The 25,422-nt window shown below is 70.5% G+C and carries 22 protein-coding genes and 1 tRNA gene; 12 read left to right on the top strand and 11 right to left on the bottom strand.

The genetic code is table 11. The features are described from left to right. Positions 1 to 4: 4 nt before the first annotated feature. Genes BLS25_RS08060 through BLS25_RS08050 form a run of 3 tightly spaced genes read right to left on the bottom strand, consistent with a single transcriptional unit; the run spans position 5 to position 2,975 of the window. Positions 5 to 937, bottom strand: a complete 933-nt coding sequence (locus BLS25_RS08060) for a TAXI family TRAP transporter solute-binding subunit (RefSeq protein WP_176786336.1) — start codon at positions 935 to 937, stop codon at positions 5 to 7. After that, positions 934 to 2,322 carry a sensor histidine kinase gene (locus BLS25_RS08055; protein ID WP_074695024.1) on the bottom strand — a complete coding sequence of 463 codons (1,389 nt, stop codon included), beginning with the start codon at positions 2,320 to 2,322 and terminating at the stop codon, positions 934 to 936. Before BLS25_RS08055 ends, BLS25_RS08060 begins: the two co-directional genes overlap by 4 nt. Then, positions 2,319 to 2,975, bottom strand: coding sequence for a response regulator transcription factor (locus tag BLS25_RS08050; protein ID WP_056231182.1), 657 nt, complete (start codon positions 2,973 to 2,975; stop codon positions 2,319 to 2,321). Before BLS25_RS08050 ends, BLS25_RS08055 begins: the two co-directional genes overlap by 4 nt. Before the next feature lie 181 nt (positions 2,976 to 3,156). Between BLS25_RS08050 and BLS25_RS08045 the strand changes: the two genes are divergently transcribed. Further along, positions 3,157 to 4,521, top strand: a complete 1,365-nt coding sequence (locus BLS25_RS08045; protein ID WP_074695023.1) for an MFS transporter — start codon at positions 3,157 to 3,159, stop codon at positions 4,519 to 4,521. Positions 4,522 to 4,792: 271 nt separating this feature from the next. On the opposite strand, the gene BLS25_RS08040 is transcribed toward BLS25_RS08045, so the two are convergent. From BLS25_RS08040 to BLS25_RS08020, 5 genes are all read right to left on the bottom strand, one after another. Beyond that, a tRNA-Ala gene (locus BLS25_RS08040) sits at positions 4,793 to 4,868 on the bottom strand. A 40-nt stretch (positions 4,869 to 4,908) separates the two neighbouring features. Beyond that, positions 4,909 to 5,817: a 3-methyladenine DNA glycosylase gene (locus tag BLS25_RS08035; RefSeq protein ID WP_074695022.1), complete on the bottom strand. Its 909-nt coding sequence runs from the start codon at positions 5,815 to 5,817 to the stop codon at positions 4,909 to 4,911. After that, positions 5,814 to 6,524, bottom strand: coding sequence for an SOS response-associated peptidase (locus tag BLS25_RS08030; protein ID WP_056231192.1), 711 nt, complete (start codon positions 6,522 to 6,524; stop codon positions 5,814 to 5,816). Before BLS25_RS08030 ends, BLS25_RS08035 begins: the two co-directional genes overlap by 4 nt. Before the next feature lie 164 nt (positions 6,525 to 6,688). Beyond that, positions 6,689 to 7,720 (bottom strand): App1 family protein, encoded by a 1,032-nt coding sequence (locus BLS25_RS08025; RefSeq protein WP_056231197.1) that lies wholly within the window; start codon positions 7,718 to 7,720, stop codon positions 6,689 to 6,691. Between the two features lie 5 nt (positions 7,721 to 7,725). Further along, entirely contained in the window at positions 7,726 to 8,406 is a 681-nt protein-coding gene (locus BLS25_RS08020; RefSeq protein WP_074695021.1) for a DedA family protein, read from the bottom strand. A gap of 42 nt (positions 8,407 to 8,448) precedes the next feature. On the opposite strand from BLS25_RS08020, the gene BLS25_RS08015 reads away from it, so the two are divergent. After that, a complete protein-coding gene (locus BLS25_RS08015) occupies positions 8,449 to 9,687 on the top strand; it encodes an anthranilate synthase component I family protein (RefSeq protein ID WP_074695020.1) in 1,239 nt (412 codons plus the stop codon). Positions 9,688 to 9,753: 66 nt separating this feature from the next. After that, entirely contained in the window at positions 9,754 to 12,327 is a 2,574-nt protein-coding gene (gene leuS / locus BLS25_RS08010) for a leucine--tRNA ligase (protein ID WP_143017866.1), read from the top strand. Positions 12,328 to 12,472: 145 nt separating this feature from the next. Here the strand turns inward: leuS and BLS25_RS08005 are convergent, their stop codons facing one another. Continuing rightward, positions 12,473 to 12,970, bottom strand: a complete 498-nt coding sequence (locus BLS25_RS08005; RefSeq protein WP_074695019.1) for a DUF2087 domain-containing protein — start codon at positions 12,968 to 12,970, stop codon at positions 12,473 to 12,475. Positions 12,971 to 13,078: 108 nt separating this feature from the next. Between BLS25_RS08005 and BLS25_RS08000 the strand changes: the two genes are divergently transcribed. From BLS25_RS08000 to holA, 3 genes are all read left to right on the top strand, one after another. Further along, the gene (locus BLS25_RS08000; protein ID WP_326493365.1) at positions 13,079 to 13,810 is read left to right on the top strand and encodes a ComEA family DNA-binding protein; all 732 of its coding nucleotides are present in this window, start codon (positions 13,079 to 13,081) and stop codon (positions 13,808 to 13,810) included. Between the two features lie 83 nt (positions 13,811 to 13,893). Continuing rightward, positions 13,894 to 16,158: a ComEC/Rec2 family competence protein gene (locus BLS25_RS07995; protein WP_074695166.1), complete on the top strand. Its 2,265-nt coding sequence runs from the start codon at positions 13,894 to 13,896 to the stop codon at positions 16,156 to 16,158. 9 nt (positions 16,159 to 16,167) lie between these two features. Continuing rightward, positions 16,168 to 17,205 (top strand): DNA polymerase III subunit delta, encoded by a 1,038-nt coding sequence (gene holA, locus BLS25_RS07990; protein ID WP_074695018.1) that lies wholly within the window; start codon positions 16,168 to 16,170, stop codon positions 17,203 to 17,205. A 128-nt stretch (positions 17,206 to 17,333) separates the two neighbouring features. On the opposite strand, the gene rpsT is transcribed toward holA, so the two are convergent. Both rpsT and BLS25_RS07980 read right to left on the bottom strand, forming a co-directional pair. Further along, positions 17,334 to 17,594 carry a 30S ribosomal protein S20 gene (gene rpsT, locus BLS25_RS07985; RefSeq protein ID WP_056231218.1) on the bottom strand — a complete coding sequence of 87 codons (261 nt, stop codon included), beginning with the start codon at positions 17,592 to 17,594 and terminating at the stop codon, positions 17,334 to 17,336. A 118-nt stretch (positions 17,595 to 17,712) separates the two neighbouring features. Further along, positions 17,713 to 18,435, bottom strand: coding sequence for an alpha/beta fold hydrolase (locus BLS25_RS07980; protein ID WP_074695017.1), 723 nt, complete (start codon positions 18,433 to 18,435; stop codon positions 17,713 to 17,715). An 87-nt stretch (positions 18,436 to 18,522) separates the two neighbouring features. Here BLS25_RS07980 and lepA point away from each other — a divergent pair, with 87 nt between their 5' ends. The 6 genes from lepA (at position 18,523) to BLS25_RS07950 (ending at position 25,399) form a co-directional block, all read left to right on the top strand. Beyond that, positions 18,523 to 20,367 carry a translation elongation factor 4 gene (gene lepA / locus BLS25_RS07975; protein ID WP_056231225.1) on the top strand — a complete coding sequence of 615 codons (1,845 nt, stop codon included), beginning with the start codon at positions 18,523 to 18,525 and terminating at the stop codon, positions 20,365 to 20,367. Between the two features lie 25 nt (positions 20,368 to 20,392). Beyond that, positions 20,393 to 21,037, top strand: coding sequence for a DUF1990 family protein (locus BLS25_RS07970; protein ID WP_074695016.1), 645 nt, complete (start codon positions 20,393 to 20,395; stop codon positions 21,035 to 21,037). After that, a complete protein-coding gene (hemW, locus tag BLS25_RS07965) occupies positions 21,037 to 22,254 on the top strand; it encodes a radical SAM family heme chaperone HemW (protein ID WP_074695015.1) in 1,218 nt (405 codons plus the stop codon). The genes BLS25_RS07970 and hemW overlap by 1 nt, the downstream gene beginning before the upstream one ends. A gap of 180 nt (positions 22,255 to 22,434) precedes the next feature. Beyond that, positions 22,435 to 23,475, top strand: a complete 1,041-nt coding sequence (gene hrcA / locus BLS25_RS07960) for a heat-inducible transcriptional repressor HrcA (protein ID WP_056231235.1) — start codon at positions 22,435 to 22,437, stop codon at positions 23,473 to 23,475. Positions 23,476 to 23,537: 62 nt separating this feature from the next. Then, on the top strand, positions 23,538 to 24,662 hold the full coding sequence (gene dnaJ / locus BLS25_RS07955; RefSeq protein WP_074695014.1) for a molecular chaperone DnaJ: 1,125 nt from the start codon (positions 23,538 to 23,540) through the stop codon (positions 24,660 to 24,662). A gap of 2 nt (positions 24,663 to 24,664) precedes the next feature. Next, positions 24,665 to 25,399, top strand: a complete 735-nt coding sequence (locus BLS25_RS07950) for a 16S rRNA (uracil(1498)-N(3))-methyltransferase (RefSeq protein ID WP_056231246.1) — start codon at positions 24,665 to 24,667, stop codon at positions 25,397 to 25,399. Positions 25,400 to 25,422 lie beyond the last annotated feature (23 nt).

The raw sequence follows: 25,422 nt of genomic DNA, 5'->3' as shown, positions 1-25,422 counted from the left end.
GTGCTCAGCCGTACCGCTCGCGGTACCGGAGCTCGGCGGCCGGGTGCAGGGCGATCGGCGAGGTGTCGATGAGACTCGCCGGCGTCAGATATTGGATGCCGAGCGCATCGGGCGCAACGAGCTCGGGGGCGTCGTCGATGAGTGCGTCGACGAGGGCGCGAGCGAGCGAATCGGCGAGGTCGGCGCGCGCGAGCAGGAGGTTCGCGACGCCGATTGTGGGGACGGCCCTGGTGGCGCCGTAGACGCCGGAGGGGATCGTCGTGGCGGCGTACACGTCCGGGAACCGCGCGCTGAGCGCCGCGAGAGCGGGGGTCGTGTCGATCACCGAGACCGGGACCTGCTCGGCGAGGGCGGCGATCTGCGGGGTCGGCACCCCGCCCGACCAGAAGAACGCGTCGATCCGTCCCGCGGCGAGATCGTCGACGGCACCGCGGAACGTGCGTTCCACCGTCCGGGGCCCCGCGCCGCTCGACGGGTCGAGTCCGGAGGCGTCGAGCACCCGTCTCGCCGTCGCCGCAGCGCCCGACCCCGGGGCGCCGAGCGACACCGTGCGCCCCGCCAGGTCGGCGAGCCGCGAGATCCCCGCGTCCGCGCGCACGATGCACTGCAGGTAGTTCTGGTAGACGCGTCCGATCGCGACGATGTCGTCCGCGGCATCCGCTGCCGAATCCACCAGCGAGAGCCCGAGGTCCACGCGGCGCTCCCGCAGAAGACGGAGGTTGTCGATGCTGCCCTCGCTCTGCAGCGGCGAGACCGAGACCGCGGTCGACGACGCGGTCGCGGCCGCGAGCAGTTGACCGAACTCGAGGTAGCTGCCGCCCGGCTCGCCGCAGCCGAGGACGAGGGGCGTCGATGCGGGCGTGGAGCACGCGGCGAGCGAGAGGGCGCCGGCACCCGCGACGACCGAGAAGAATGCGCGTCGGGTCAGAGCCGTCACCGCCGCCTCCACTCGAGTCGCGCGGCGAGGCCGCCCCTGGCCGAGCGCTCGAGGTGCAGGGTGCCGCCGGCCGCCCGCATCAGCTCGGCGACGATCGCCAGGCCCAGGCCGGTCCCCGGTGTCGACCGGTGGGCGCCCGCGCGCCAGAACCGGGTGCCCATGCTCTCGAGGTCGGCGTCGGCGAGATGCGCGCCCGAATCGTCGACGCGCAGTGTCACGCCCTCACCGTCGTCGTCCAGGGTCAGACCCACACGGGCTCCTCGCCCGGCGTAGTTGGCGGCGTTGTCGAGCAGTACCTGCACCATCTCGTCGAGGTCCGCTCGGCCGCACGGCACCGCGACGACCGTGTCGTCCGCGTCCTCCAGCGTCACGCCCGCCTCGTCGAGCCGCCACCGGTGCAGATCCCCGAGCTCGGATGCCGACACCCGGCACTCGCGCTCCGCCCCCTCGTCGCGCGCGGCGTCGTACCCCTGCCGCGAGGCCGAGGCCCGGTGCTCGGCGTTCGCGAGTGTCAGCATGCGTTCGACGGTGTGCTCCAGCCGATCGAGGTCGTGGTCGACCGCGGCAAGGTCGTCAGCGGCATCCGGATCCCGGGGGAGCGAGTCCACGCGCAAGCGGATGGCGGCCAGGGGAGTGCGCAACTGGTGCGACGCGTCGGCCACGAAGCCGCGCTGCTGCTCGAGTGTGTTCTCGACCTCGTCGGTCATGGTCGTGAACGCCCGGCTGAGCCGGCGGAGCTCGGGCGGCCCGGTCGGACGAAGGGGAACGGGCTCGCGGTGGGCGGTGAGCGCCGCGACCGCCGAATCGAGGGCGCGCACCGGCCGCAGGATCCACCGCGTCCACAGCAACGATGCCCCCATGAGCGCGGAGAGCAGGAGGAAGCCGACGACCGCCACGAGCGCCCACGCGGCACCGACATCGGCCTTCGCGCGTGCGAGGTCGACCTCGATCACCACCACACCGGTCGACAGATCGCCCGCGGCGATGACGGGGACGGCGACCAGTGCGGTGTCCGGCGCCCACGGGGTGACGCGCGGAAGAGACACCTGCGGGATGGCCCGCGACGCCGCCCCGGCGATGGAGCGCACATCGACGTCGGGCGAGAGGCCCCCGGCCGAGGCCACCGCGTCACCGCTCTCGTCGAGCACGAGCACGGCCTCGCCGTACACCGCGTGGAACCGGTCGACGTAGGTCTGCAGGCTCGATGTCCCGCCCTGCACGAGAGCCGTTCGGGCGCGCTGCACGACCTGATCGAGCGACGCCTGGCGCTGCAGGGCGACCTGCTGCGTCCGCGAGTCGGCGATCGACTGGGCGACGGGGATGAGCACCGCGATCACGGCGATGAGCCCGAAGACCAGCAACGGGAGCAGGACGCGCAGCTTCACCCGGCATCCTCGAGGCGGTATCCGAACCCGCGGACCGTCGTGATCGTGACCTCGGGGAGCTTCTGCCGCACCTGGCCCATGTGCACGTCGAACGATCGCGACGACGCCGCGTACGCGTCGCCCCACACCTCGTCGAGGATGACCCGGCGACTCACCACGGTCCCCGCGCGACGGGCGAGGGACAGCAGGATGCCGAATTCGTTGGGCGTGAGCGACACCTCGCGGTGTGCGACGCGGACGCGGCGGGCGTCGACGTCGATCGACACCTGGGAGGTCTCGACGCGCATCGGCTCCTCGGGCGGGCTGTACCGGCGTGTGACGGCAATCAGTCGGGCGAGGAGTTCGTGCAGACGCACGGGCTTGACCAGGTAGTCGTCGGCGCCGAGTGACAGCGCGCGGACCGTCGAGCGTTCGTCGCCTCTCGCTGTCACGACGATCACCGGGATCTGGGTGACCTCGCGCAGGTCGCGGAGCACATCGAGTCCATCGCGATCCTCGAGACCGAGGTCGAGGAGCACCGCCTGTGCGTCTCGGTGACGGAGGAGCACATCGCTGCCGCGTGACACCCGGGTGCACGTGTGACCGGCGCGGCCGAGGGCCGAGACGAGGGCCGCGGCGACGGAGCCGTCGTCCTCGGCGACGAGTACGTGCATGCTCCATCGTAGGCACAGGCTCCGCGGCCTCGCGGCCCACGAATGTAAGGCGACTGTAAGGATCTCGCCCGGCGGCGCCGGCGGCAGCAACGATGGCCGATACGCCTCGTCACCGCTGCCGGAGGCCTCTTCCGCCAGCGGTGACGAGACGACCAACGTCCCTCGACCGATCGGATTCCTCATGTCAACGACGACGACGATCCCCACGAGTCTGCGGCGTTCGATCTCGAACACGCTCAAAGGCTCGGCCGGCAACCTCGTGGAGTGGTACGACGTCTACGTCTACTCCGTGTTCGCGGTGTACTTCGAGTCGCAGTTCTTCAGTTCCGACGACAAGAACTCCACCATCTACGTGTGGGCGATCTTCGCCGTCACCTTCCTCATGCGGCCGATCGGCTCGTGGTTCTTCGGCCGCTTCGCCGACCGGCACGGTCGCCGTCTGTCGTTGACGGTGTCGGTGTCGCTCATGGCGTTCTGTTCGCTGGTGATCGCTTTCGCCCCCACGGCCGAGATGATCGGCGTCGGTGCCGTCATCATCCTCGTCTTCGCCCGTCTCGTTCAGGGCTTCGCGACCGGAGGCGAGTACGGCACGAGCGCGACCTACATGTCCGAGGCCGCCATGCCCGGTCGCCGCGGCTTCCTGTCGTCGTTCCACTACGTCACCCTCGTCGGCGGTCACGTGCTCGCACAGACCACGCTGCTGATCATGGTGCTCACCCTCGATGACGAGGCCATCACCGCGTGGGGCTGGCGCGTCGCCTTCGCGATCGGCGGTGTCGCCGCCGTGGCCGTGTTCTGGATGCGCCGCACGATGGACGAATCCCTCGAGAAGCACGTGCTCGACGACAACAAGGCGGGCCGCGCGAAGGACTCGGGCTCGATGCGCGATCTGCTCGTCAACAACTGGCGCCCGCTCCTGCTGTGCTTCGCGGTCACGGCCGGCGGCACCGTCGCTTTCTACACGTACTCGGTCACGGGGCCGAACATCGTCAAGACCGCGTTCTCGGGCGGCGATGTCGTCACCGGTACCGTGATCAATCTCATCGCGCTGACGGCCCTCATGCTCATGCAGCCGCTGGGCGGCTGGCTGTCCGACAAGGTCGGTCGCAAGTCCCTGCTCGTCTTCTTCGGCGTCGGCGGCGTGCTCTACACGTGGTTCCTCATCACGATGCTCCCGCAGCAGACCAACGAGTTCGCCGCCTTCGCGATCCTGCTCGGCGGCTTCGTCATCCTGACCGGCTACACCTCGATCAACGCGCTCGTGAAGGCGCAGCTCTTCCCAACGCACGTGCGAGCCCTGGGCGTCGGCCTCGGGTACGCGCTGGCCAACTCGCTCTTCGGCGGCACGGCGCCCCTGCTGTACGCCGGAGCGCAGTCGACCTCGCAGGTGCCGATGTTCATCGTGTACGTCACGGTCATCATCGCGGCGTCGCTCGCGGTCTACATCTTCGCCCTTCGCAACAAGGCGCCCAACTGGCTCGACGACGAGCTGGTCATGCGCGAGACGCACGAGGCGAAGTCCCGCGAGACGGTGTCGTCCCGCTGACACCTCCATGAGGGGCGCCTTCTCCGTCGAGGGGAGGCGCCCTTCTCCGTGCGCGTGCCCGGTGAGGCGGTTGTCGAGGGATGCCGCGTGCCCGGCGCACGGCGTGACCTCAGCGATCCGCGCAGAATCGGTGGCATCCCTCGCCTTCGGGCTGAGGGTGTGCGAATCGCCGAAGTTGTGCGGAGGGGAAGGATGCCGTGAGCTCCGCCCACCGGGACAGGCCGTCTCCGGAAAAGACGAAAGCCCCCGCCGAAGCGGAGGCTTTCTCTCGTGGTGGACCTGAGGGGACTCGAACCCCTGACCCCCTGCATGCCATGCAGGTGCGCTACCAGCTGCGCCACAGGCCCGTTTTTTGTTTTCCGCCCCGTTTGAGGCAACTCCATGAGCTTACAACACAGATCGCGGAGGCAAGAAATCGGCGCCGTCGGGCGTGTCGCCCGCTTCTGTTGCCGCGAAAACGACCGCCCGTCGAAGGGCCTGCCCGCGCTCGCTCAACGCGCGTTGGCGCACGACGTACTCGGCTTTACCCTCGGGGGTCTCGATCGCCACCGGCGCGTACCCCCAGTCGGTCAGGTCGTAGGGCGAGGCCTGCATGTCGAGCGCGCGGATGTCGCGCGCGAGCTCGAACGCGTCGAGCAGCACCGACCCAGGGACCAGGGGCCCGAGCTTCACCGCCCACTTGTAGACGTCCATCCCCGCGTGCAGACAGCCCGGCTGCTCCCTCGCCACCTGGTCGTCGCGACTGAGGGAGGTGCGGTTGAGCGGGACGGCCTCGGGCGTGAAGAAGCGGAACGCGTCGAAGTGCGTGCACGTGAGGTCGTGGGCGTCGACCACCGCGTCGGTGCCGTCGCGACCAAGGCGCAGGGGCACGGCGTGCCGCACCTCGTCGGCGCGGTAGGCCATCGCCCACTCGTGCAGACCGAAGCACCTGAACTTCGCGGGTCGATCGAGGGTGGCGCGCAGCAAGTTGACGATGCCGCGGTACATCGAACCCTTCTCGGTACGGAAGCGTTCGGCATCCACTCGCATGCCCTCGGGCTCGGCCCGATACCACCTCCACGCGGCGCGTTCGTCGGCCCCTTCGAGCACGACCCCGGGACCCGGGTGCCACCGCCGCAGGATGGCGGGCTTGTACGAGTAGTACGTGAAGAGGAAGTCTTCGACGGGATGCTTCTGCGCGCGGCTCGCGCGGGCGCGGTGATCGGCGGTGAGCGCGTCAGCGCGATGCGCGTGCTGTTCGGCGGCGTCCGTCCACTCCGCGCGCGTCAGGACGGTTCGGGTCGCGACCAGGGTCACTCGACCGGCTCGATGAGGTCGGGGGAGTCGTTGCGGACGTTGCCCACCGCCGCCGAGACCACGTGGTCGTCGAGCGTCTCGGCCATGTCGGGCGCGGCGTCGATGGCCGCGTCGAGGACGTCTCCGACGTTCTCGGTCGTGGGGTCGAGCCAGGCGTCGGCGAAGTCGGGATCCATGAACAGCGGCATGCGATCGTGGATGGAGCCCAGTCGTCCGATCGCATCGCGCGTGAGGATCGTGCAGCTCAGCACCCAGCGGGCGGGGTCGTCGTCGGCGAGGGCGGGGTTCTTCCACCACTCGTAGAGCGCCGCGAAGAAGAGCGGCGAACCGTCGGCGGGGTGGATGTAGTGGGGCGTCTTGCCCTCGTCGGTGGTCTTCCACTCGTAGTAGCCGGATGCCGGGATCACGGCGCGTCGCTTGATGAGGGCGTTACGGAACATGGGCTTGTCTTCGACCTCTTCGGACCGCGCGTTGAAGGCCCGTGCGCCGATCTTGACGTCTTTCGCCCACCCCGGGATGAGCCCCCAGCGCGCGACCTCGAGCCGGCGGACCGGGGGCTCGCTCTTGATCGAGTCGAGCACGATGCCGACCTGCGACGTCGGGGCGATGTTGTACGAAGGCCGGGGCAGCTCGTCGGCCTCGACGTCGACGCGCAGCACCCCCACGAGCTCGGAGGCCACATTGGCTACGACGAAACGACCGCACATGCTTCCACCGTACGCGCCACCTCCGACATCGGGCCTCGCGCTCGATGGCCTCCGCGCACATCCTCAGCGTTCCGCGCATCCTCAGCCGTGAGGCGCGGGATGCCGCTGACTTTGCGCGAATCGCTGACGTTACGCCGGACGCACCGAGGCCGCGGCATCCGGGATCAGGCCTCGTTGGATATGACGCCCGTGCTGCGCAGCCGCTCGAGGAGACCCGCGCCGTCCGAGGCCGTCACCCAGGGCACTTCGGCGGCGGAGTGGTCGTCGACGACCGTCCGCCCACCCGCGAGCACCGCTTCGGCGGGGAGCAGTCGCCGGATCGCGACGGCCGCGACGTTCTCGGGGTGCTCGATCGCGAAGCCGGTGTAGATCGCGTCGTCGTGCTGGCCGTCGTCGCCGACCAGGAGCCACTTCACGTCGGGGAACTCCGCGGCCAGGCGTCGGAGGTTCTGCTCCTTGTGCTCTCGGCCGCTGCGGAACCACCGGTCGTGGGTCGGCCCCCAGTCGGTGAGCAGGAACGACCCGGCGGGGAAGAGGTGGCGGCGCATGAAGCGGGTGAGCGTGGGCGCGACGTTCCAGGCACCGGTCGACAGGTAGACCACGGGTGTTCCCGGGTGTTCGCGCGTGAGGCGCTCGAGCATGACCGCCATCCCGGGGACGGGCTGTCGCGCGTGCTCGTCGACGACGAAGGAGTTCCACGCGGCGAGCAGGGGGCGGGGGAGCAGCGTCACCATGACGGTGTCGTCGATGTCGCTCACCACGCCGAAGCGCACGTCGGACCCCACGATGAACACGCGCGTCTCGGCCGGCTCGCTGCCTTCGACCGACATCGTGATGCTCTGCCAGCCGGGGCTGAGCGTCGCGGGGAGCTTGGCGTCGATCACTCCACCGCGGTCGGCGACCACACGATGCGTGACGCCGTCGATCGTGACGTCGACCTGTCCGAAGCCGACCGGCACGGCCGCGAAGCTTCGCCACCCGCGCAAGCTCGCGAACTCACCCGTCGACGTGCGCTTGATCGGCGGGGCGATGAGCACGCGGCCCAGCACGCGGACCCATTCCTCGGTCCCGTACCCCGGGAAACCCGTGACGGCGGGACGCAGTCCGCGGGCGCGCGCTCGACGTTCGCGCCAGCGGTGGAAACGGCGCTCGAGTCGGGCGAACCAGAGCACTTTGGCGCGAGGGGAACGAGGCATCGCCCTCAGTCTTTCACGTCACCGTCCACCGGTTCGAGAGGAGCGGTCTCGTCCGCGAGATGGCGACGTTCGAGCCGCTCGATGATCTTCTTGCCGACGAAGACCAGAACGATGAAGGCGACGAGGATGCCGACGAAGATGTACCCCGCACCGTGGATGCGGTCGGACAGCTCGCGGTACGTCCCCGCAGCGGATGCTGCGACCGTGACGTACAGGCTCGCCCACACGACGCACGCGGGGGTGGTCCAGGCGAGGAAGCGGCGATAGCTGTAGCCGCTCATTCCGACCGTGAGAGGAACGAGCGAGTGCAGCACGGGGAGGAAGCGCGACAGGAAGATCGCGGGTCCGCCGCGACGACGGAGGTACCGGTCGGCCCGCTCCCAGTTGCGTTCGCCGAGCTTCTGCCCGAGGCGCGAGGCGCGGATACGCGGACCGAAGTAGCGACCGAGCCAGAACCCGAGGCTCTCACCGAGCAGCGCGCCCACCACGATCGCCGCGGCCAGCACGACCCCTTCGACCGGGGAGGCGACGGCGGTGCCGGCCACGATGACCATCGTGTCGCCCGGGACGACCAGCCCCACGAGCACGCTGGTCTCGAGCATGACCGCGATCCCGGCGATGATCGTGCGCAGCACGGGGTCGACGTTCTGGACGACGTCGAGCAACCAGGTGAGGATCTCGTTCACCTCCGTCAGCCTAGGGCCGGATCCCCGCTCTAGCCTGAGAGCGTGCCCCACTCCGCCCCTCCGTTCACCCTGCCGCGGTGGGTCGACCCCGAGGCGGCTTTCCTGCACGTGTTCGCGACGGGCGGGGACGCGTTCTGGCTGGACGCCGGACGCGAGGCGCCGACGGGGTGGAGCTGGATGGGCTCGGGTCGCCTCGACGACGCGTCAGCACCCCTGCAGAGGGATGCCGCACCCGCCGGCGGACCCACGGATGACAGCGGCCCGTTCCGTGGCGGCTGGGTCGGCTGGCGCTCGTACGAAGGACGGGACGCCTGGCTGCGCGTCGCGGCCCTCGTCGCATTCGACCACGCCCGCCGCCGCGTCCACGTTTTCGGCGACGCCGACCTCGCCGCGCGGGTCGCGGGCGCACCGCCCCCGGTGACCGTGGGCGCGGCGGAGCCCCGGGGCATGGCATCCGGCCGAGTGGAGCCCGAGCGGTACGCCGACCTCATCGGCGCCTGTCGCGAGCGGATCCGCGAGGGCGACGCGTACCAACTGTGCCTCACCACCCGCTTCACCGTGCCCGGGCGGCACGACGCGGTCGCCGTGTTCCGCCGGCTGCGGCAGGCCTCGGCCTCGCACCACGCGGGTCTCATCCGCATCGGCGGCACCACCCTGGTCAGCTCGTCTCCCGAGCGCTTCCTCGAGGTGCGCGACGGTCGCGTGCACACCCACCCCATCAAGGGCACGCGTCCTCGCTCGACCGACCCGGACCGCGACCGGGCGCTCGCCGAGCACCTGCGAGCGGACCCCAAGGAGCAGGCCGAGAACGTCATGATCGTCGACCTCATGCGCAACGACCTCTCCCGGGTGTGCGACCCCTCGACGGTCGGGGTCGACCGGCTGCTCGAGGTCGAGACGTATCCCACCGTGCACCAACTGCTGAGCGAGGTGTCGGGGCGGCTCGTGCCGGGCACCACGATCGGCGGGCTGCTCGATGCCGCGTTCCCCGCCGGGAGCATGACGGGCGCGCCCAAGCAGTCCGCGATGCACATCCTCGCCGGGCTCGAAGGGGAGGAACGGGGGATCTATTCGGGAGCCTTCGGCTGGATCGGCGACGACGGGGCGGCGGATCTCGCGATGGTCATCCGGAGCGTCGTCGTGGAGCAGGATGCCGCCTGGGTCGGGGCGGGAGGCGGCATTACGTGGCGCTCGGTCGCGGCATCCGAAGTCGCCGAAGTGGGGATCAAGGCCCGGGCTCCGTTGGCGGCCCTGGGAGCCGAGGTCCCGCCCGGGTGGTGACCTGCGCGTCCGATAGCCTGGAGGTTGGCCCCCGCGGCCTCCCGACCTTCACGATTGGCTTCATCCGTGTCTCAGAACTCCGCACCAGACCCCCGCGAGGGGGGCTTCGACACCCACGCCATCCAGGCGAAGTGGCAGCAGGCTTGGGCCGAGAAAGACCCGTTCCGCGCCGGTGGCGACGACGACACGCGCCCTCGCAAGTACGTGCTCGCGATGTTCCCGTACCCCTCGGGCGACCTGCACATGGGTCACGCCGAGAACTACCTCTACTCCGACATCGTGGCGCGCTTCTGGCGCCACCGCGGGTACAACGTGCTCAACCCCATCGGGTGGGACTCGTTCGGCCTGCCCGCCGAGAACGCCGCCATCAAGCGCGGCGCCGACCCCGTCGAGTGGACCTACGCGAACATCGCCCAGCAGAAGGCGAGCCTGAAGGACTACGGCGTCTCGTTCGACTGGAGCCGCGTCCTGCACACGAGCGACCCCGAGTACTACCGCTGGAACCAGTGGCTGTTCCAGAAGCTGTACGAGAAGGGCCTCGCCTACCGCAAGGACGCCCTGGTCAACTGGGACCCGGTGGACCAGACCGTGCTCGCCAACGAGCAGGTGCTGCCCGACGGCACCAGCGAGCGCAGCGGCGCCGTCGTCGTCAAGAAGAAGCTGACGCAGTGGTTCCTGCGCATCACCGACTACGCCGACCGCCTGCTCGACGACCTCAACCAGCTCGAAGGCTTCTGGCCGAGCAAGGTCATCCAGATGCAGCGAAACTGGATCGGCCGTTCCGTCGGCGCCGACATCGCGTTCGAGATCGAAGGTCGCGACGAGAAGATCACGGTCTTCTCCACGCGCCCCGACACCCTGCACGGCGCAACGTTCTTCGTCGTGGCCCCCGAGTCCGACCTGGCCGCCGAGCTCGCGGCATCCGCTGATCAGGGTCTGCGCGAGAGCTTCGAGGCCTACCTCGCTCAGGTGCAGCGCGCGACCGACATCGAGCGCCAGGCGACCGACCGCCCGAAGACCGGCGTGTTCCTGGGCCACTACGCGATCAACCCGGTCAACGGCGAGAAGCTGCCCATCTGGGCCGCCGACTATGTGCTCGCCGACTATGGTCACGGCGCGGTCATGGCCGTACCCGCGCACGACCAGCGCGACCTCGACTTCGCCCGCGCCTTCGACCTGCCCGTCAAGGTGGTCGTCGACACGACCGCGCCGATCACCGGCGCGATCCCGGTGATCGAGCTCGACGACGAGGGCGTGCCGATCGACCCGCTCGGCGACATCGACGACCTGGATCCCGTCAAGACCGGCATCGCGCTCACCGGAGACGGTCGCATGATGAACTCGGGCTCGCTCAACGGGCTCTCGAAGCGTCACGCGATCGCCCGCATGATCGAGGAGCTCGAGGCCAAGGGCGTCGGCCGCGCCGCCAAGACGTACCGCCTGCGCGACTGGCTCATCTCGCGTCAGCGCTACTGGGGGACGCCCATTCCGATGCTGCACGGCGAGGACGGCTCGATCACGCCCGTTCCCGCCGACCAGCTGCCGGTGACGCTGCCCTCGGTCGAGGGGCTCGACCTGAAGCCCAAGGGAACCTCGCCCCTCGGCGCGGCCACCGACTGGGTGCAGGTGACCGACCCCGAGACGGGCCAGACGCTGCTGCGCGACCCCGACACGATGGACACGTTCGTCGACAGCTCGTGGTACTACCTCCGCTTCCTCTCGCCGAACAGCGAGACCGAGGCGTTCTCGGCCCGCGAGGCGAACAAGTGGGGCCCCGTCGACTTCTACATCGGCGGCGTCGAGCACGCGATCCTGCACCTGCTGTACGCGCGCTTCATCACCAAAGCGCTGTTCGACATGGGTCTGGTGGAGTTCACCGAGCCGTTCTCGAGCCTCATCAACCAGGGCATGGTCATCCTCGACGGCACGAAGATGTCGAAGAGCAAGGGCAACCTGGTGCTGTTCCAGGAGGAGCTCGACGCCCACGGCGCCGACGCCCTGCGCGTGGCCCTGGCGTTCGCGGGCCCGGTGGAGGACGACAAGGACTGGAACGACGTCTCGACCACCGGTGCGGCGAAGTTCCTCGCCCGTGCCCTGCGCATCGCGCACGACGTCGACAGCGAGACCGACGTGGTCTGGGCCGAGGGCGACGCGTCGCTGCGCCGAGTGACGCACCGCCTGCTGGCCGATGCCGCGAACCTCGTCGAGCAGACGAAGTTCAACGTCGTCGTCGCGCGCCTGATGGAGCTGGTCAACGCCACCCGCAAGGCCATCGACGGCAAGCCCGGTGCGAGCGACCCCGCCGTGCGCGAGGCCGCCGAGGTCATCGCGATGACCCTCGACCTGTTCGCCCCGCACACCGCCGAGGAGATGTGGGCGACGCTCGGCTACGACGGATTCGTCGGGCTCGCGACCTGGCGCCAGGCCGACCCCACGCTGCTCGTCGAGGACACCGTCACCGCGGTCGTTCAGATCGATGGCAAGGTGCGCGGCACGCTCGAGGTCTCGGCCAAGATCGGCGCCGACGAACTCGAGGCCATGGCCCGCGCCGACGAGAAGGTGCTGCGCGCGCTCGGCGACCGCGAGATCGTGCGCGCGGTCGTGCGCCCGCCGAAGGTGGTCAGCTTCTCGACGAAGTAGGTTCTCTGATTCCGGATGCCACGCCACCGGCGCTCTGCGGAGTGCGGGGGCGTGGCATCCGGCGTCTTCTGACCGTGTGGAGGCGCGGCGCTCGAAGAGACGTGCGCCTCGCCGAAACGTTGCGAGGTGAGTGCGCGCGGAGCGGTCAGCGGGCGCGAGAGTAGGCGCCGCCGTCGCGGGAGCGCTCGAGGAGCCCGGCGTCGACCAGATACCGGCGCATCGCCGCGACGTCGTCGACGATCGCCGCCAACCGGTCGTTGACCGCCCGTTCGGTGAGGATCTCGCCCGGCTCGCTCATTCGCCCGACGATGTGGAGGAGCACGGCGTCGCGGTCGGCGGCTCGAGAGGGGTAGACCGTGAGGCGGCCGTCGACGAAGAAGCGGTCGACGCCCGCCGCGCGGGGCGCGGCCGGTGCGGAGCGGAGGGCGTCGCGGAATACCTCGGGCTCGGTTCGCCATCCTGCGCCGTCAGGGGAGATGAGCCCTGCCGAGAGCAGCGTGTCGAGGACGCGTCGACGCTTTCCGGGTGACAGGGCGTCGAGGGCTTCATCGACCGGCTGGGCGAGCACGATCCGCGCGTACACGTCGCGTGCGCGATCGTCGGCGAGGGCTGAGATCACGGCGCGCCACGTGTTCGTAGACATCGCTCCAGGGTAGATGCGGGTTCTGCACAGCGCGGGGATCCTTCCGGCTGTCCACGAAAGAGCGATCTCGCGCCGCGCGACGGCAGCCTCGGTGCCTAGCGTCGTGGCGTGACCGAACCGTCCTCTTCCTCCCATCGCGAGGAGTCGCAGCGCACGGTGATGCGGGGAGCGTCGATGAAGCAGTCCCGTTCCCCGTCGAACGCGGGTGGCACGGAACCGGAGGAGCGCGACGCTGCGAATCCACTCCCGAGCGCTCTTCCCCCGCGAGCGCGCCTCGGCATCGGCGCGGTCATCGTCCTGGTGCTGCTCGCCTTCGCCGTGACGATCGGCATCGGCATGCTGCGGGGCGCCACCGGTGCCGAGATCGTCGACGAAACGGCATCCCCCTCCACGTCTTCCGCCGCCCTGCCCGCAGAGGCGGGACTGTACGTCCACGTCGCGGGAGCGGTGCGCGAGCCCGGGCTGTACCGGCTCGATGCCGGTGACAGGGTCGCCGACGCGATCGCCCGGGCGGGAGGCTTCGCCGACGACGCGCAACGCGACGGGGTCAACCTCGCCAGGCCCGTGGCCGACGGTGAACAGATCGTCGTCCCGGTGGTCGGGGCAGAGGCTGCTTCACCCGCCTCGGGCGGCGGCGGCAGCACGGGTGGCGCGCTCGACCTGAACACCGCGACGCGCGAGCAGCTCGACGAGCTCCCGCGCATCGGGCCGGCGATGGCCGACCGCATCCTCGCGTGGCGCGAAGCGAACGGTCGTTTCACGAGCGTGGACGATCTGCTTTCGGTGCCGGGGATCGGGGAGAAGATGCTCGCGGGCATCCGAGACCTGGTGCGCGTGTGAGGGGGCGTCCCGGCGCGCGCCGCCGATCCCTTCGGGCGGTCTCGGTCGCCGCGGCGACCTGGGCGACCGCGGGTGCGAGCACGATGATTTCGGATCCCACCCCGCTCGCGGTGGTCCTCGCCCTCGCTGCGTGCGCGACCACCGCGCTCGCGTGGCGGCGGTCGGCGGTGCTCGCGATCGTCGCGGTCGCGCTCGCCTGCTCGGCCGCGGCGGCGGGGACCGTGGCGACGGCGGGATCGACGCGGGCGCAGATCGCCGCCCTCGAGGCCGACGGAGGGCGCCACCTCGAGCTGGAGGTCACCGTCACCGGGCGCATCGACGGCTCTCCTGACGGCGGCGCGTGGTTCGACGCCGTCGCCACGCGGGTGCGCGCGGGCGCTCTCGCCGTCACGGGGAGGGTCCCCGCGCGGATCCTCGTCGATGCCGAGGGACGGTCGGCGCTGGAAGCGGCGAGCATGGGCAGCGAGGTGCGGCTGAGGGGGCGAGCCGTCCTCTCCGACCCGGGGGAGCGCGCCGCCCTCGTCGTCCGGACGAGTTCCGTCGAGTCGGCTTCGACCCCGGCGGGCGTGTGGGCGTTCTTCGAGGGACTGCGCGACGGCCTCGTCGCCTCGACCCGCGGCCTGCCCCAGCCGGGAGCGGGTCTGGTGCCGGGGCTCGCCGTGGGTGACACGACGAGCCTCGACCCCGACACAGAGGCCGCGATGAACGCCTCGTCGCTGTCGCATCTCACGGCCGTGTCGGGGGCGAACTGCGCGATCGTCGTGGGTGCGGCGTTCGCCCTGCTGGCGCTGTGCGGTGCGTCCCGCGGCGGGAGGGTGATGGGGGCGATGCTGGTGCTGGCGGCGTTCGTCGCGCTGGTGACCCCCGAGCCGAGCGTCATCCGCGCGGCCGCGATGGCGGCAGTGGCGATGCTCGCGCTCGCACTCGGGCGACCGGCGATCGGCGTGGCCGTCCTGTCCCTCGCGGTGACGATTCTGCTGATGGTGGACCCGTGGCTCTCCCGCTCGCTCGGCTTCGCCCTCTCGGCCGCAGCGACCGGGGCCCTCCTCGTGCTCGCGCGCCCCCTGGCCGGCGGATTGGAGCGATGGATGCCGCGCGCCCTCGCCCTCGCCCTCGCGGTGCCCACGTCGGCCCAGCTCGTCTGCGGCCCGCTGATCGTCCTCATCGACCCGCACGTTCCCCTTCTCGGTGTCGCGGCCAACCTCGTCGCCGACCCCGCTGCGGCGCCCGCCACGATCGCGGGAGCCCTCGCCTGCATCGCCCCGTTTCCCTGGCTGAGGGACGGTCTGACGGCCCTCGCCTGGGTGCCGGCCGCGTGGATCGCGGCTGTCGCGCACACGACCACGGCGGTGTCGGCCCAGAACCTGCCGTGGCCCGACGGTCTTGTCGGGGCGGCGTTGCTCGCCGGCGTCGGCGCGGCGGTCAGCATCGCCGTCGTCAGACCGCGCCGGTTGCCCCGGATCACCGCGATTTCATCCGCCGCCGTCGCCGTGGTCGTCGGCCTCGTCCTGGGGCAGACGGCGGTACGCACCGTCGCGGGGCCCCTCACCGTGCCCGCGGCGTGGCAGGTGGCCATGTGCGATGTCGGTCAGGGCGACGCGACGCTCTGGCGGTCCGGAGACGCCGTGGCGCTGGTCGACACGGGACCCGAACCCGAGGCACTGACCCGGTGCCTGCAGACGTTCGGGGTGGACCATCTCGCCCTCGTCGTCCTGACGCACTTCGACCTCGACCACGTCGGCGGGTCCGCGGCGGTGATGGGGCGGGTCGATCTCGTGGTGCACGGGCCGCCCGATGAGGCGGCCGACCGACGACTCCTAGACCGGTTCTCGAACGCCGGAGCGCACCTGCAGAAGGCGACGATCGGCATGACGGGCACACTCGGCGGCACGCGGTGGCAGGCGCTCGGTCCCGCCCCGAACGCCGAGGCCGGAAACGACGCCTCCGTCGCCCTCGACGTCGCCGGCGCGAGCTTTCCTCGCACGGTGCTACTCGGCGACCTCGGCGAGCAGGCGCAGTCCGCCCTCCGACGGCGGATCGATGTTCCGCGTGTGCAGGTCGTGAAGGTCTCCCACCACGGCAGTGCCGACCAGGATGCCGCGTTGTACCGGGCGCTGCACCCGGCGGTCGGGCTCATCGGGGTCGGTGCCGACAACGACTACGGGCATCCGACCGCGACGCTCCTCGACATCCTGGCGGCTCTGGGAAGCACTGCGGCGCGCACCGATCGGGACGGTGCGCTGGCGGTCTGGCTCGACGAAGAGGGGAGACTCACCCTGTGGCGCGAGCGCGCGGGGACGGGGGAAGGGGCTCGCGACCCGACCGGCGATGTCGGAGCCGGTCGGTAGGCTGGGGGAGTGACTCCGGTTCCCCGACGCTCCGCCCCCGCCAAGGCGAAGTCGGCCATTCCGCAGGTGTCGTGGCGTTCCCCTCAGCCCGCGCCGATCGTTCTGGTCTCGGGCCCCGAAGAGGTCTGCGCCGAGCGCGCGATCGCAGGCATCCGATCGATGCTCAAGAGCGAGGACCCGAGCCTCGAGGTCACCGACATCCGGGCCGACGACTACGCCGCCGGCACCTTGCTCAGCGTCACGTCGCCATCGTTGTTCGGCGAGCCCCGACTCGTCCGCGTCAGCGGCGTCGAGAAATGCAGCGACACCTTCCTCACCGAGGCGGTGTCGTACCTCGCCCACCCGCAGGACGGCGCGACGGTCGTCCTGCGCCACACCGGAGCGAGCGTTCGCGGCAAGAAGCTGCTCGACGGCATCCGCGCGGGTCAGGGCAGCGGCATCGAAATCGCCTGCCCCGCGGTCAAACGCGACTCCGACCGATTCGATTTCGCGGTCGGCGAGTTCAAGGCCGCGCAGAAGCGCATCGCCCCCGTCGCCCTCAGGTCGCTGGTCTCGGCCTTCGCCGACGACCTCACCGAGCTGGCCGCGGCATGCCAGCAGCTCATCTCCGACGTCCCCGGCGACATCGACGAGCGGATCGTCGAGCGCTACTACGGGGGGCGCGTCGAGACCTCTGCCTTCACCGTGGCCGACACCGCCATCGCCGGGCAGTACGGCCCCGCCCTGCTCGCGTTGCGACACGCGCTGGCATCCGGGGCCGATCCCGTGCCTCTCGTCGCCGCGGTCGCCATGAAGCTCCGCACCATGGCGCGCGTGGCGGGCACCCGCGAGTCGTCGTCGATGCTCGCTCAGCGCCTGGGCATGAAGGACTGGCAGGTCGACCGCGCCCGCCGCGACCTCGTCGGCTGGACCGGCAACACGCTCGGCATGGCGATCCATGCCACGGCTCGAGCCGACGCCGAGGTCAAGGGCGCGTCGAGAGACCCCGTGTTCGCCCTCGAGCGCATGATCACCATCATCGCCACCCGCGCGCCCTACGGGGGCTGAGCGGCAACCGAAGAGGCTTCGCTTGCCGCGCCGGTTGCGCACGCGGACCGTGCGCAGAGGTCACCCCACTCCGAGAACGACGAAGCCCGCCCCGCGATGCGGGACGGGCTGTCGAGAAGAGCTGCGGCTCAGAGAGCGGCGACCGACTTCGCGATGGCCGACTTGCGGTTCGCGGCCTGGTTCTGGTGGATGACACCCTTGCTCACGGCCTTGTCGAGCTTCTTGGTCGCGGTGGCGAGCGCCTTGAGGGCCGCTTCCTTGTCACCGGCCACGACGGCCTCCTTGGTGCGACGCACGTGCGTGCGGAGCTCGCTCTTGACGGCCTTGTTGCGCTCGCGCGCCTTCTCGTTGGTCTTGTTGCGCTTGATCTGCGACTTGATGTTCGCCACGTCGACGGTCTTTCGTTTGAGTGAGTATGGGATGTGCCGGGCGAGCGGTAGAGGGGCGCTGCACCGGCGATCGTGGAGGTCGGGAAAAACCCCACACGCAAGCCAAGGACCGAGTCTATCAGGTCGATGCCTCGATCGTGGTGAGCGCCACCTCCAGCAGCGCGTTGAAAACTCGCGGACGCATCGCCGTGACGAGATGCGTCGTGCGCGGAACCACGATGAGCTCCGCGTGCGGGGCGACGGCGAGGAACATCCGCTCGTTCATGCGGAGCTGATCCCACTGCCCGTTCACGAACCACAGGGGCACATCGATCCGGCGAAGCGATGCCACGATGTCGAGCTCCGCGAGAGACGACAGGGCCGTGTCCTGCGCGTCGAAGGCGTAGCCGCCGGCGCCGAAGTCGGGCCGCGTCTCGGGAGGGAGGGTGCGGTCGAGCACGCGGTTCGTGAGTCCCAGACCGCGATCGGGGAGGCTATCGAAACGCCGCGTGAAGAAGCGGTAGGCCGCCAGCCCGATGCCGCGGGGCAGCGACGTGCACGATGCCGCGACGAACCCGGCGACCGGGGGACGAGGCGCGGCGCCGACGTACTCGATCGACAACAGCCCGCCCATGGAGTGCCCCACCAGCAGCACGGGACCGCGGGTCGCGGCATCCTGTACCGCGTCATCGATCGTCACGAACGCCCCGTCGAGCGTGAAGGCCTGGTCGCGGCGCGTTCCGTGCCCCGGCAGGTCGACCGCGGTGACCGGGGTGCCTCGCTGTCGCAGATGCGCGACCTGCGCCCGCCACATCGTGGCGGACGTGCGGATGCCGTGCACGAGCACGACCTGGACCGCCATGGCATCCACTGTAAAAGCCTCCGGATGCCGTGGTGCCGAGCCTCCGGGGACGGCGATGTCGGCGCACCACCGTAGAATCGACGGAACATGTCACCGCGCGCCCTGAAGCCCCTCGAGCCGTCTGCCACTCCGCCGGAGCAGATCCGCAACTTCTGCATCATCGCTCACATCGACCACGGCAAGTCAACGTTGGCCGACCGCATGCTGCAGATCACCGGCGTCGTCAGCGACCGCGATATGCGGGCGCAGTACCTCGACCGCATGGACATCGAGCGCGAGCGCGGTATCACGATCAAGTCGCAGGCGGTGCGGATGCCGTGGGGCACCGGTGACGGCACGTTCGCCCTGAACATGATCGACACGCCCGGTCACGTCGACTTCACGTACGAGGTCAGCCGATCGCTGGCGGCGTGCGAGGGAGCGATCCTGCTCGTCGACGCGGCTCAGGGCATCGAGGCGCAGACCCTCGCCAACCTCTACCTCGCGCTCGAGAACGATCTGACGATCATCCCGGTGCTGAACAAGATCGACCTTCCCGCCGCCGACCCCGACAAGTACGCGGCCGAGCTCGCCGGTCTCATCGGCGGCGACCCCGCCGACGTGCTGCGCGTCAGCGGCAAGACCGGCATGGGCGTCGAAGAGCTGCTCGACCTGATCGTCGAGAAGATCCCCGCCCCCGTCGGCAGGGCCGACGCTCCGGCCCGCGCGATGATCTTCGACTCCGTGTACGACGCCTACCGCGGCGTGGTCACCTACGTCCGCATGATCGACGGTGCCCTGCAGCCGCGCGAGCGCCTGCAGATGATGTCGACCGGCGCGACGCACGAGGCCCTCGAGATCGGCGTCTCGAGCCCCGAGCCCGTCCCCACCAAGGGTCTCGGCGTGGGCGAGGTCGGCTACCTCATCACCGGCGTGAAAGACGTGCGCCAGTCGAAGGTCGGCGACACGATCACCACGCACCGCAAGCCCGCGACCGACGCGCTGCCGGGCTACACCGACCCGAAGCCCATGGTCTTCTCGGGCATCTACCCGATCGACGGCAGCGACTACGCCGAGCTGCGCGAGGCTCTCGACAAGCTCAAGCTCTCCGACGCCTCGCTGCAGTACGAGCCCGAGACCTCGGTCGCCCTCGGCTTCGGCTTCCGTTGCGGTTTCCTCGGCCTTCTGCACCTCGAGATCATCACCGAGCGCCTCTCGCGCGAGTTCGGTCTCGATCTCATCACCACCGCTCCGTCCGTGACGTACGAGGTCACGACCGACACCGGCGAGACGGTGTCCGTCACCAACCCGAGCGAGTACCCCGACGGCCGCGTCGCCTCGGTGTCGGAGCCGATCGTCAAGGTCGGCATCCTGCTGCCCAAGGACTACGTTGGCACGGTCATGGAGCTCTGCCAGACGCGCCGCGGCACGCTGCTCGGCATGGAGTACCTCAGCGAAGACCGCGTCGAGCTGCGCTACCACATGCCCCTCGGCGAGATCGTGTTCGACTTCTTCGACCACCTCAAGAGCCGCACGCAGGGCTACGCGAGTCTCGACTACGAGCCCGCCGGCCAGCAGACCGCCGATCTGGTCAAGGTCGACATCCTGCTGCAGGGCGACAAGGTCGACGCGTTCAGCTCGATCGTGCACCGCGAGAAGGCGTACGCCTACGGCACGCTCATGGCCGAGCGCCTGCGCAAGCTCATCCCGCGCCAGCAGTTCGAGGTTCCCATCCAGGCCGCGATCGGTGCGCGCATCATCGCGCGCGAGACGATCCGCGCCATCCGCAAGGACGTCCTCGCCAAGTGCTACGGCGGTGACATCACCCGAAAGCGCAAGCTCCTCGAAAAGCAGAAAGAGGGCAAGAAGCGCATGAAGATGGTGGGCCGCGTGGAGGTTCCGCAGGAGGCGTTCATCGCCGCCCTGTCGGGAGACGTCGAGACCAAGAAGTAACGCACCACACCGAGAGGGGTGAACCATGCGCAGGCAGAACTTCACCGATGACACGGTCGACTACGCGGCTGTCGGAGCCACTCAGGCGCACGATCTGATGCAGTACCCGCCCGAGAACTCGCTGCCGGCAGAAGACGCCTGGCGCATCGGCAGCGGCGAGGAGCGTTTCGCCGCGGCCGGAGAGCTCCTGCTGTCGTGGGCGCCCCTGCGCACCGGCGAACTGAGCATCAGCGACGTGCGCCCGGCGTCGGGTGAGGGCTACTCGGGCGTCGGCTTCGACGCCGACGGTGCTCCCGTCGCGCCCAGCAGCCTCGAGGCCGAGCAGCGCTTCGCCGCCGACGGAACGCCGTTCGTCAGCCCCGGCACCGGCGTGCGCCTGCACGGCAAGGTCGACGGCCACCGCGCCGACGCCGAGCTGCGCGTGATCTCGGTCTTTGAAGAGCCCCGTCGCGTGGGCTTCATCCTCGGCACCGTCGGACATTCGATCGTCAGCGGTGAAGAGCTGTTCGCGGTGGAGTGGCGCGACAACGACGAGGTGTGGTTCGTCGTGCGCGCCTTCGACCGCCCGACGGCCCCGTCGTACCGCCTGTTCTCGAGCCGCGTGCGCCGTCGGCGCAAGGCGCTATTCGCCCGCTACCTGCGCGCGATCTCGCCGCTGTACTCGTCCTGATGGGTGGTCCGCTCCCGCTCGGAGACCCGGCCCCCGCCGACGGACACCTGCCCGCCGACCTCGAGATCGACCCGACCGCCGATTTCGGTGTCTACCTGCACGTGCCGTTCTGCCGGGTGCGGTGCGGCTATTGCGACTTCAACACCTACACCGCCAGCGAGTTGCGCGGCGCCCGCCAAGACGACTTCGCCGACACGCTGGCCGCCGAGGTGCGTCTGGCGGGGGGAGTGATGGATGCCGCGGGTGGCCGCCGCGCGGCATCCACCGTCTTCTTCGGCGGAGGAACGCCCACCCTGCTGCCGCCGGGCGACCTGGCGCGCATGCTCGACGCGGTCCGCTCGGACTTCGGGATCGCCGACGGGGCCGAGGTCACCGTCGAGGCCAACCCCGACACCGTCGACGACACGGTCGCCCGCACTCTCGCCGACGCCGGTGTCACCCGCCTGTCGATCGGCATGCAGTCGGCCCGGCCGCACGTGCTCGCCGCCCTCGACCGCACCCACGATCCCGCGAACGTCGCCACGGCCGTCACCGCGGCCCGCCGCGCGGGTCTCGACGTCTCGGTCGACCTCATCTACGGCGCGCCGGGAGAATCGCTCGACGATTGGCGTGCCTCCCTCGAGGCCGCTGTGGCCCTCGAACCCGACCACATCTCGGCGTACGCCCTGATCGTCGAAGACGGCACGAAGCTCGCACGCCAAATCCGCTCCGGGGTCGTGGCCGAGCCCTCCGACGACCTGCAAGCCGACATGTACGAGCTGGCCGATGACCTGCTCGCCGCCGCCGGATACGACTGGTACGAGGTGTCGAACTGGTCGCGCGACGTCGCGCACCGCTCGCGTCACAACCTCGCCTACTGGCGGGGGACCGACTGGTGGGGCTTCGGGCCGGGCGCGCACAGCCACGTCGCGGGGCTCCGCTGGTGGAACGTGAAGCACCCCGCCGCGTACGCCCAACGCCTGGCCGCGATCGAATCGCCCGCGGCCGCGCGCGAGCGGCCCGACGAGACCGCGCGCCGGCTGGAGTCGGTGCTGCTGCGCAGCCGCATCCGCGAGGGTCTGGCCGTGTCCGAGATCCTCGGCGAAGGGCGGAAGGCCGTGGCATCCCTCATCGCCGACGGTCTGATCGAGGGCCGGGATGCCGTTCACGGGCGCATCGTGCTGACGCTGCGGGGACGACTCCTGGCGGATGCCGTGGTCCGGGCGCTCACGGTCTGACCGGCGACGCGGCCGGCGGACGAGTTCGTTCCGGTGCTCGCGTGCCGACCTCGATGAGGGGCTCTCGGGCGTTGAACGACGCGCCGCAGGGCGACTCCGCGAGCCGCCCGGCACCGTGCCGAGGCGATCCCGTAGAATTGGCACTCCGCAGATGCGAGTGCCAGACGGGAGGAGCAGCTCATGGTGTCGGAACGTGGCCTTCAGGTGCTCCGTGCGATCGTGCAGGACTACGTCGACACGCGCGAACCCGTCGGCAGCAAGGCGATCGTCGATCGACACGCCTTCGGGGTGTCGGCGGCGACCATCCGCAACGACATGGCCCTGCTCGAGGACGAAGAGCTCATCGTCGCCCCGCACACCTCGTCGGGGCGCGTCCCCACCGACAAGGGATACCGCGTCTTCGTCGATCACCTCGCCGAGCTCCGCCCGCTCTCGGGAGCACAGCGCAGCGCCATCACGTCGTTCCTCGACGAAGCGGGCGACCTCGACGACCTGCTCGCCCGCACCGTCCGCGCGCTCACGCAGCTGACCGGACAGGTCGCGATCGTGCAGTACCCGTCGTTCGCCCGCGCCAATGTCAGTCACGTCGAACTGGTCGCCCTCGGCGGCCCGCGCGTGCTGGTGATCCTGGTGACCGACACGGGCCGGGTCTCGCAGCGCATCGCCCTCGTGCCCGCAGAACCCGGCGAGACCGACATCGTGCAGCTGCGCGCTCGCGTCGGCGCGCTGCTCGTCGGGCGCAGCGTCGCCGACAGTTCGCAGCAGGTGCAAGCCGTGCTGACCGACGGGCCGCGCCCGGGTGTCACGCTGGACGTGCTCGCCGACGCGGTGCTGCGCATCGTGGGGGAGGAGCTCGAGGAGTTCCGTCAGGATCGCCTCGTCATGGCCGGCGCCGCGACCCTCGCCAAGCGCGAGTCCGACTTCCGCGGGAGCATCTACCCGCTGCTCGAGGCGATCGAAGAGCAGGTGACGCTCCTGCGTCTCATGAGCGAGATGGTGGCCGACGAGAAGGGGCTGTCAGCGAGCATCGGTCGTGAGAACGAGCCGTTCGGACTCATCGAGGCCTCGGTGCTCGCCAGCCGCTACGACGGATCCACCGGCGGGGCCCGCGTCGGGCTGCTCGGTCCCACCCGCATGGACTACTCCTCCAACCTCGCGGCGGTCCGTGCCGTCGCGCACTATCTGACCCGGATGCTCGAAGACGACGACGCGTCTCGCTGACGTCGAATCCCGCGAGCACCCCACCCGAGAACGACCCCGCGCAAGCGGACAGGAAGGCGATTGTGGCTGACCACTACGAGGTCCTGGGCGTCGAACGCGATGCCAGCCCCGAAGACATCAAGAAGGCGTACCGCCGACTGGCACGCCAGCTGCACCCCGACGTGAACCCCGGAGAAGACGCCTCCGAGCGCTTCAAGCTGGTCACTCACGCCTACGACGTGCTGAGCGACCCCGAGCAGCGCCGCCGGTACGACATGGGCGGCGACCAGAACCCCTTCGGCGGCGGGGGAGCGGCCGGCTTCGGCGGGTTCAGCGACATCTTCGAGACGTTCTTCGGTGGGGGCGGCCAGGGCGGCGGCGGACGGGGTCCGCGTCCGCGGTCGCGTCGAGAGCGGGGCCAAGACGCCCTGGTCCGCGTGACCCTCGACCTCGGCGACGTCGTGTTCGGCACCCACCGCGACCTCGAGGTCGACACCGCCGTGCTGTGCGAGACGTGCCAGGGCGCGTGCACGCAGCCCGGGACCAGCGAGGTCACGTGCGACATCTGCCACGGCTCCGGCCACGTGCAGCGCACGGTCCGCAGCCTGCTCGGGAACGTCGTCACCAGTGCCCCCTGCAGCGTCTGCCAGGGTCACGGGACCACCATCCCCTACCCGTGCGGGACGTGCCAGGGTCAGGGCCGCGTTCGTGCGCGCCGCACGGTCTCGGTCGACATCCCCGCCGGTGTCGAGTCGGGCCTGCGTCTGCAGCTGCCCGGGTCGGGCGAGGTCGGTCCTGCCGGCGGCCCCAACGGCGACCTTTACCTCGAGATCACGGTCGAAGCGCATGAGGCCTTCAGTCGCGAGGGCGACGACCTCGTCGCGACCCTCGAGGTGTCGATGCCGGATGCCATTCTCGGGACGAACACGTCGATCGAGTCCCTCGACGGCAGCGTCGACCTCGAGGTGCGCCCGGGCGTGCAATCGGGCGACGTCCTGACCATCAAGGGCCGCGGGATCACGCCGCTGCGCGGAAGTCAGCGCGGCGACCTGCGCGTCGGCGTGCATGTGGTGACCCCCACGCGTCTCGACCACAAGGAGCGCGCCCTCATCGAGGAGTTCGCCAAGCGCACGAAGGCCCCCAAGCCGCGGCTTGCCGAGCACCAGCAGGGCATGTTCAGCAAGTTCCGCGACCGCTTCCGGCACTGACCGTGGTGCTGCACTTCGTCACCGACGACGCCGGGAACGCGCACGCGGGCGACTCCGTCGTGCTGACCGGCGCCGAGGCGCACCACGCCGCCGCCGTGCGGCGCGTGCGCGTCGACGAGGGGGTGACACTGGGCGACGGTCGCGGAGCGTGGCTCACGGGTGTCGTCACCGCGGCGTCGCCGAAGCAGGTCGAGGTACGGGTGACGGGGCGGGAGGTCATCCCCGGACCCTCGCCGCGCTTCGTGCTCGTCCAGGCCCTGGCCAAGGGCGACCGCGACGAACTCGCCGTTCAGGCGGCGACCGAGCTCGGCGTCGACGCGATCGTGCCCTGGCAGGCCTCGCGCAGCGTCTCGCGCTGGGATGCCAAGGCCGACAAGGGCCTCGCCCGCTGGCGAACGATCGTCCGCGAAGCGGCCAAGCAGGCGCACCGGGCCTGGATCCCCGAGGTCGAGGGCGTGGCCCGCACGGCCGACCTCGTGCGTCTCGCCGCGACCTCGCTCGTGCTGGTGCTGGAGCCCTCGGCATCCGACCGTCTCACGTCCGTCGCGACGGAAGGCTCCCGCGGGCGCGACGTCGTGCTCGTGGTCGGCCCCGAGGGCGGCATCGCGCCAGAGGAGCTCTCGGCCTTGGCCGATGCCGGCGCCCGACTCGTACGCCTGGGCGACACGGTCCTGCGCACCTCCACCGCGGGGGCCGCGGCCATCTCGGTGCTGTCGGCGGCGCACGGGCGCTGGTGATCCGGGCCGCGCCTCGGCGCAAC

It is taken from the genome of Microbacterium testaceum StLB037 (assembly GCF_900104345.1).
In the GTDB taxonomy this organism is placed as follows: Bacteria; Actinomycetota; Actinomycetes; order Actinomycetales; family Microbacteriaceae; genus Microbacterium; species Microbacterium testaceum_A.
Note: the sequence above shows the minus strand (reverse complement) of the source record. Positions and strands in the feature narration are given on the sequence as shown.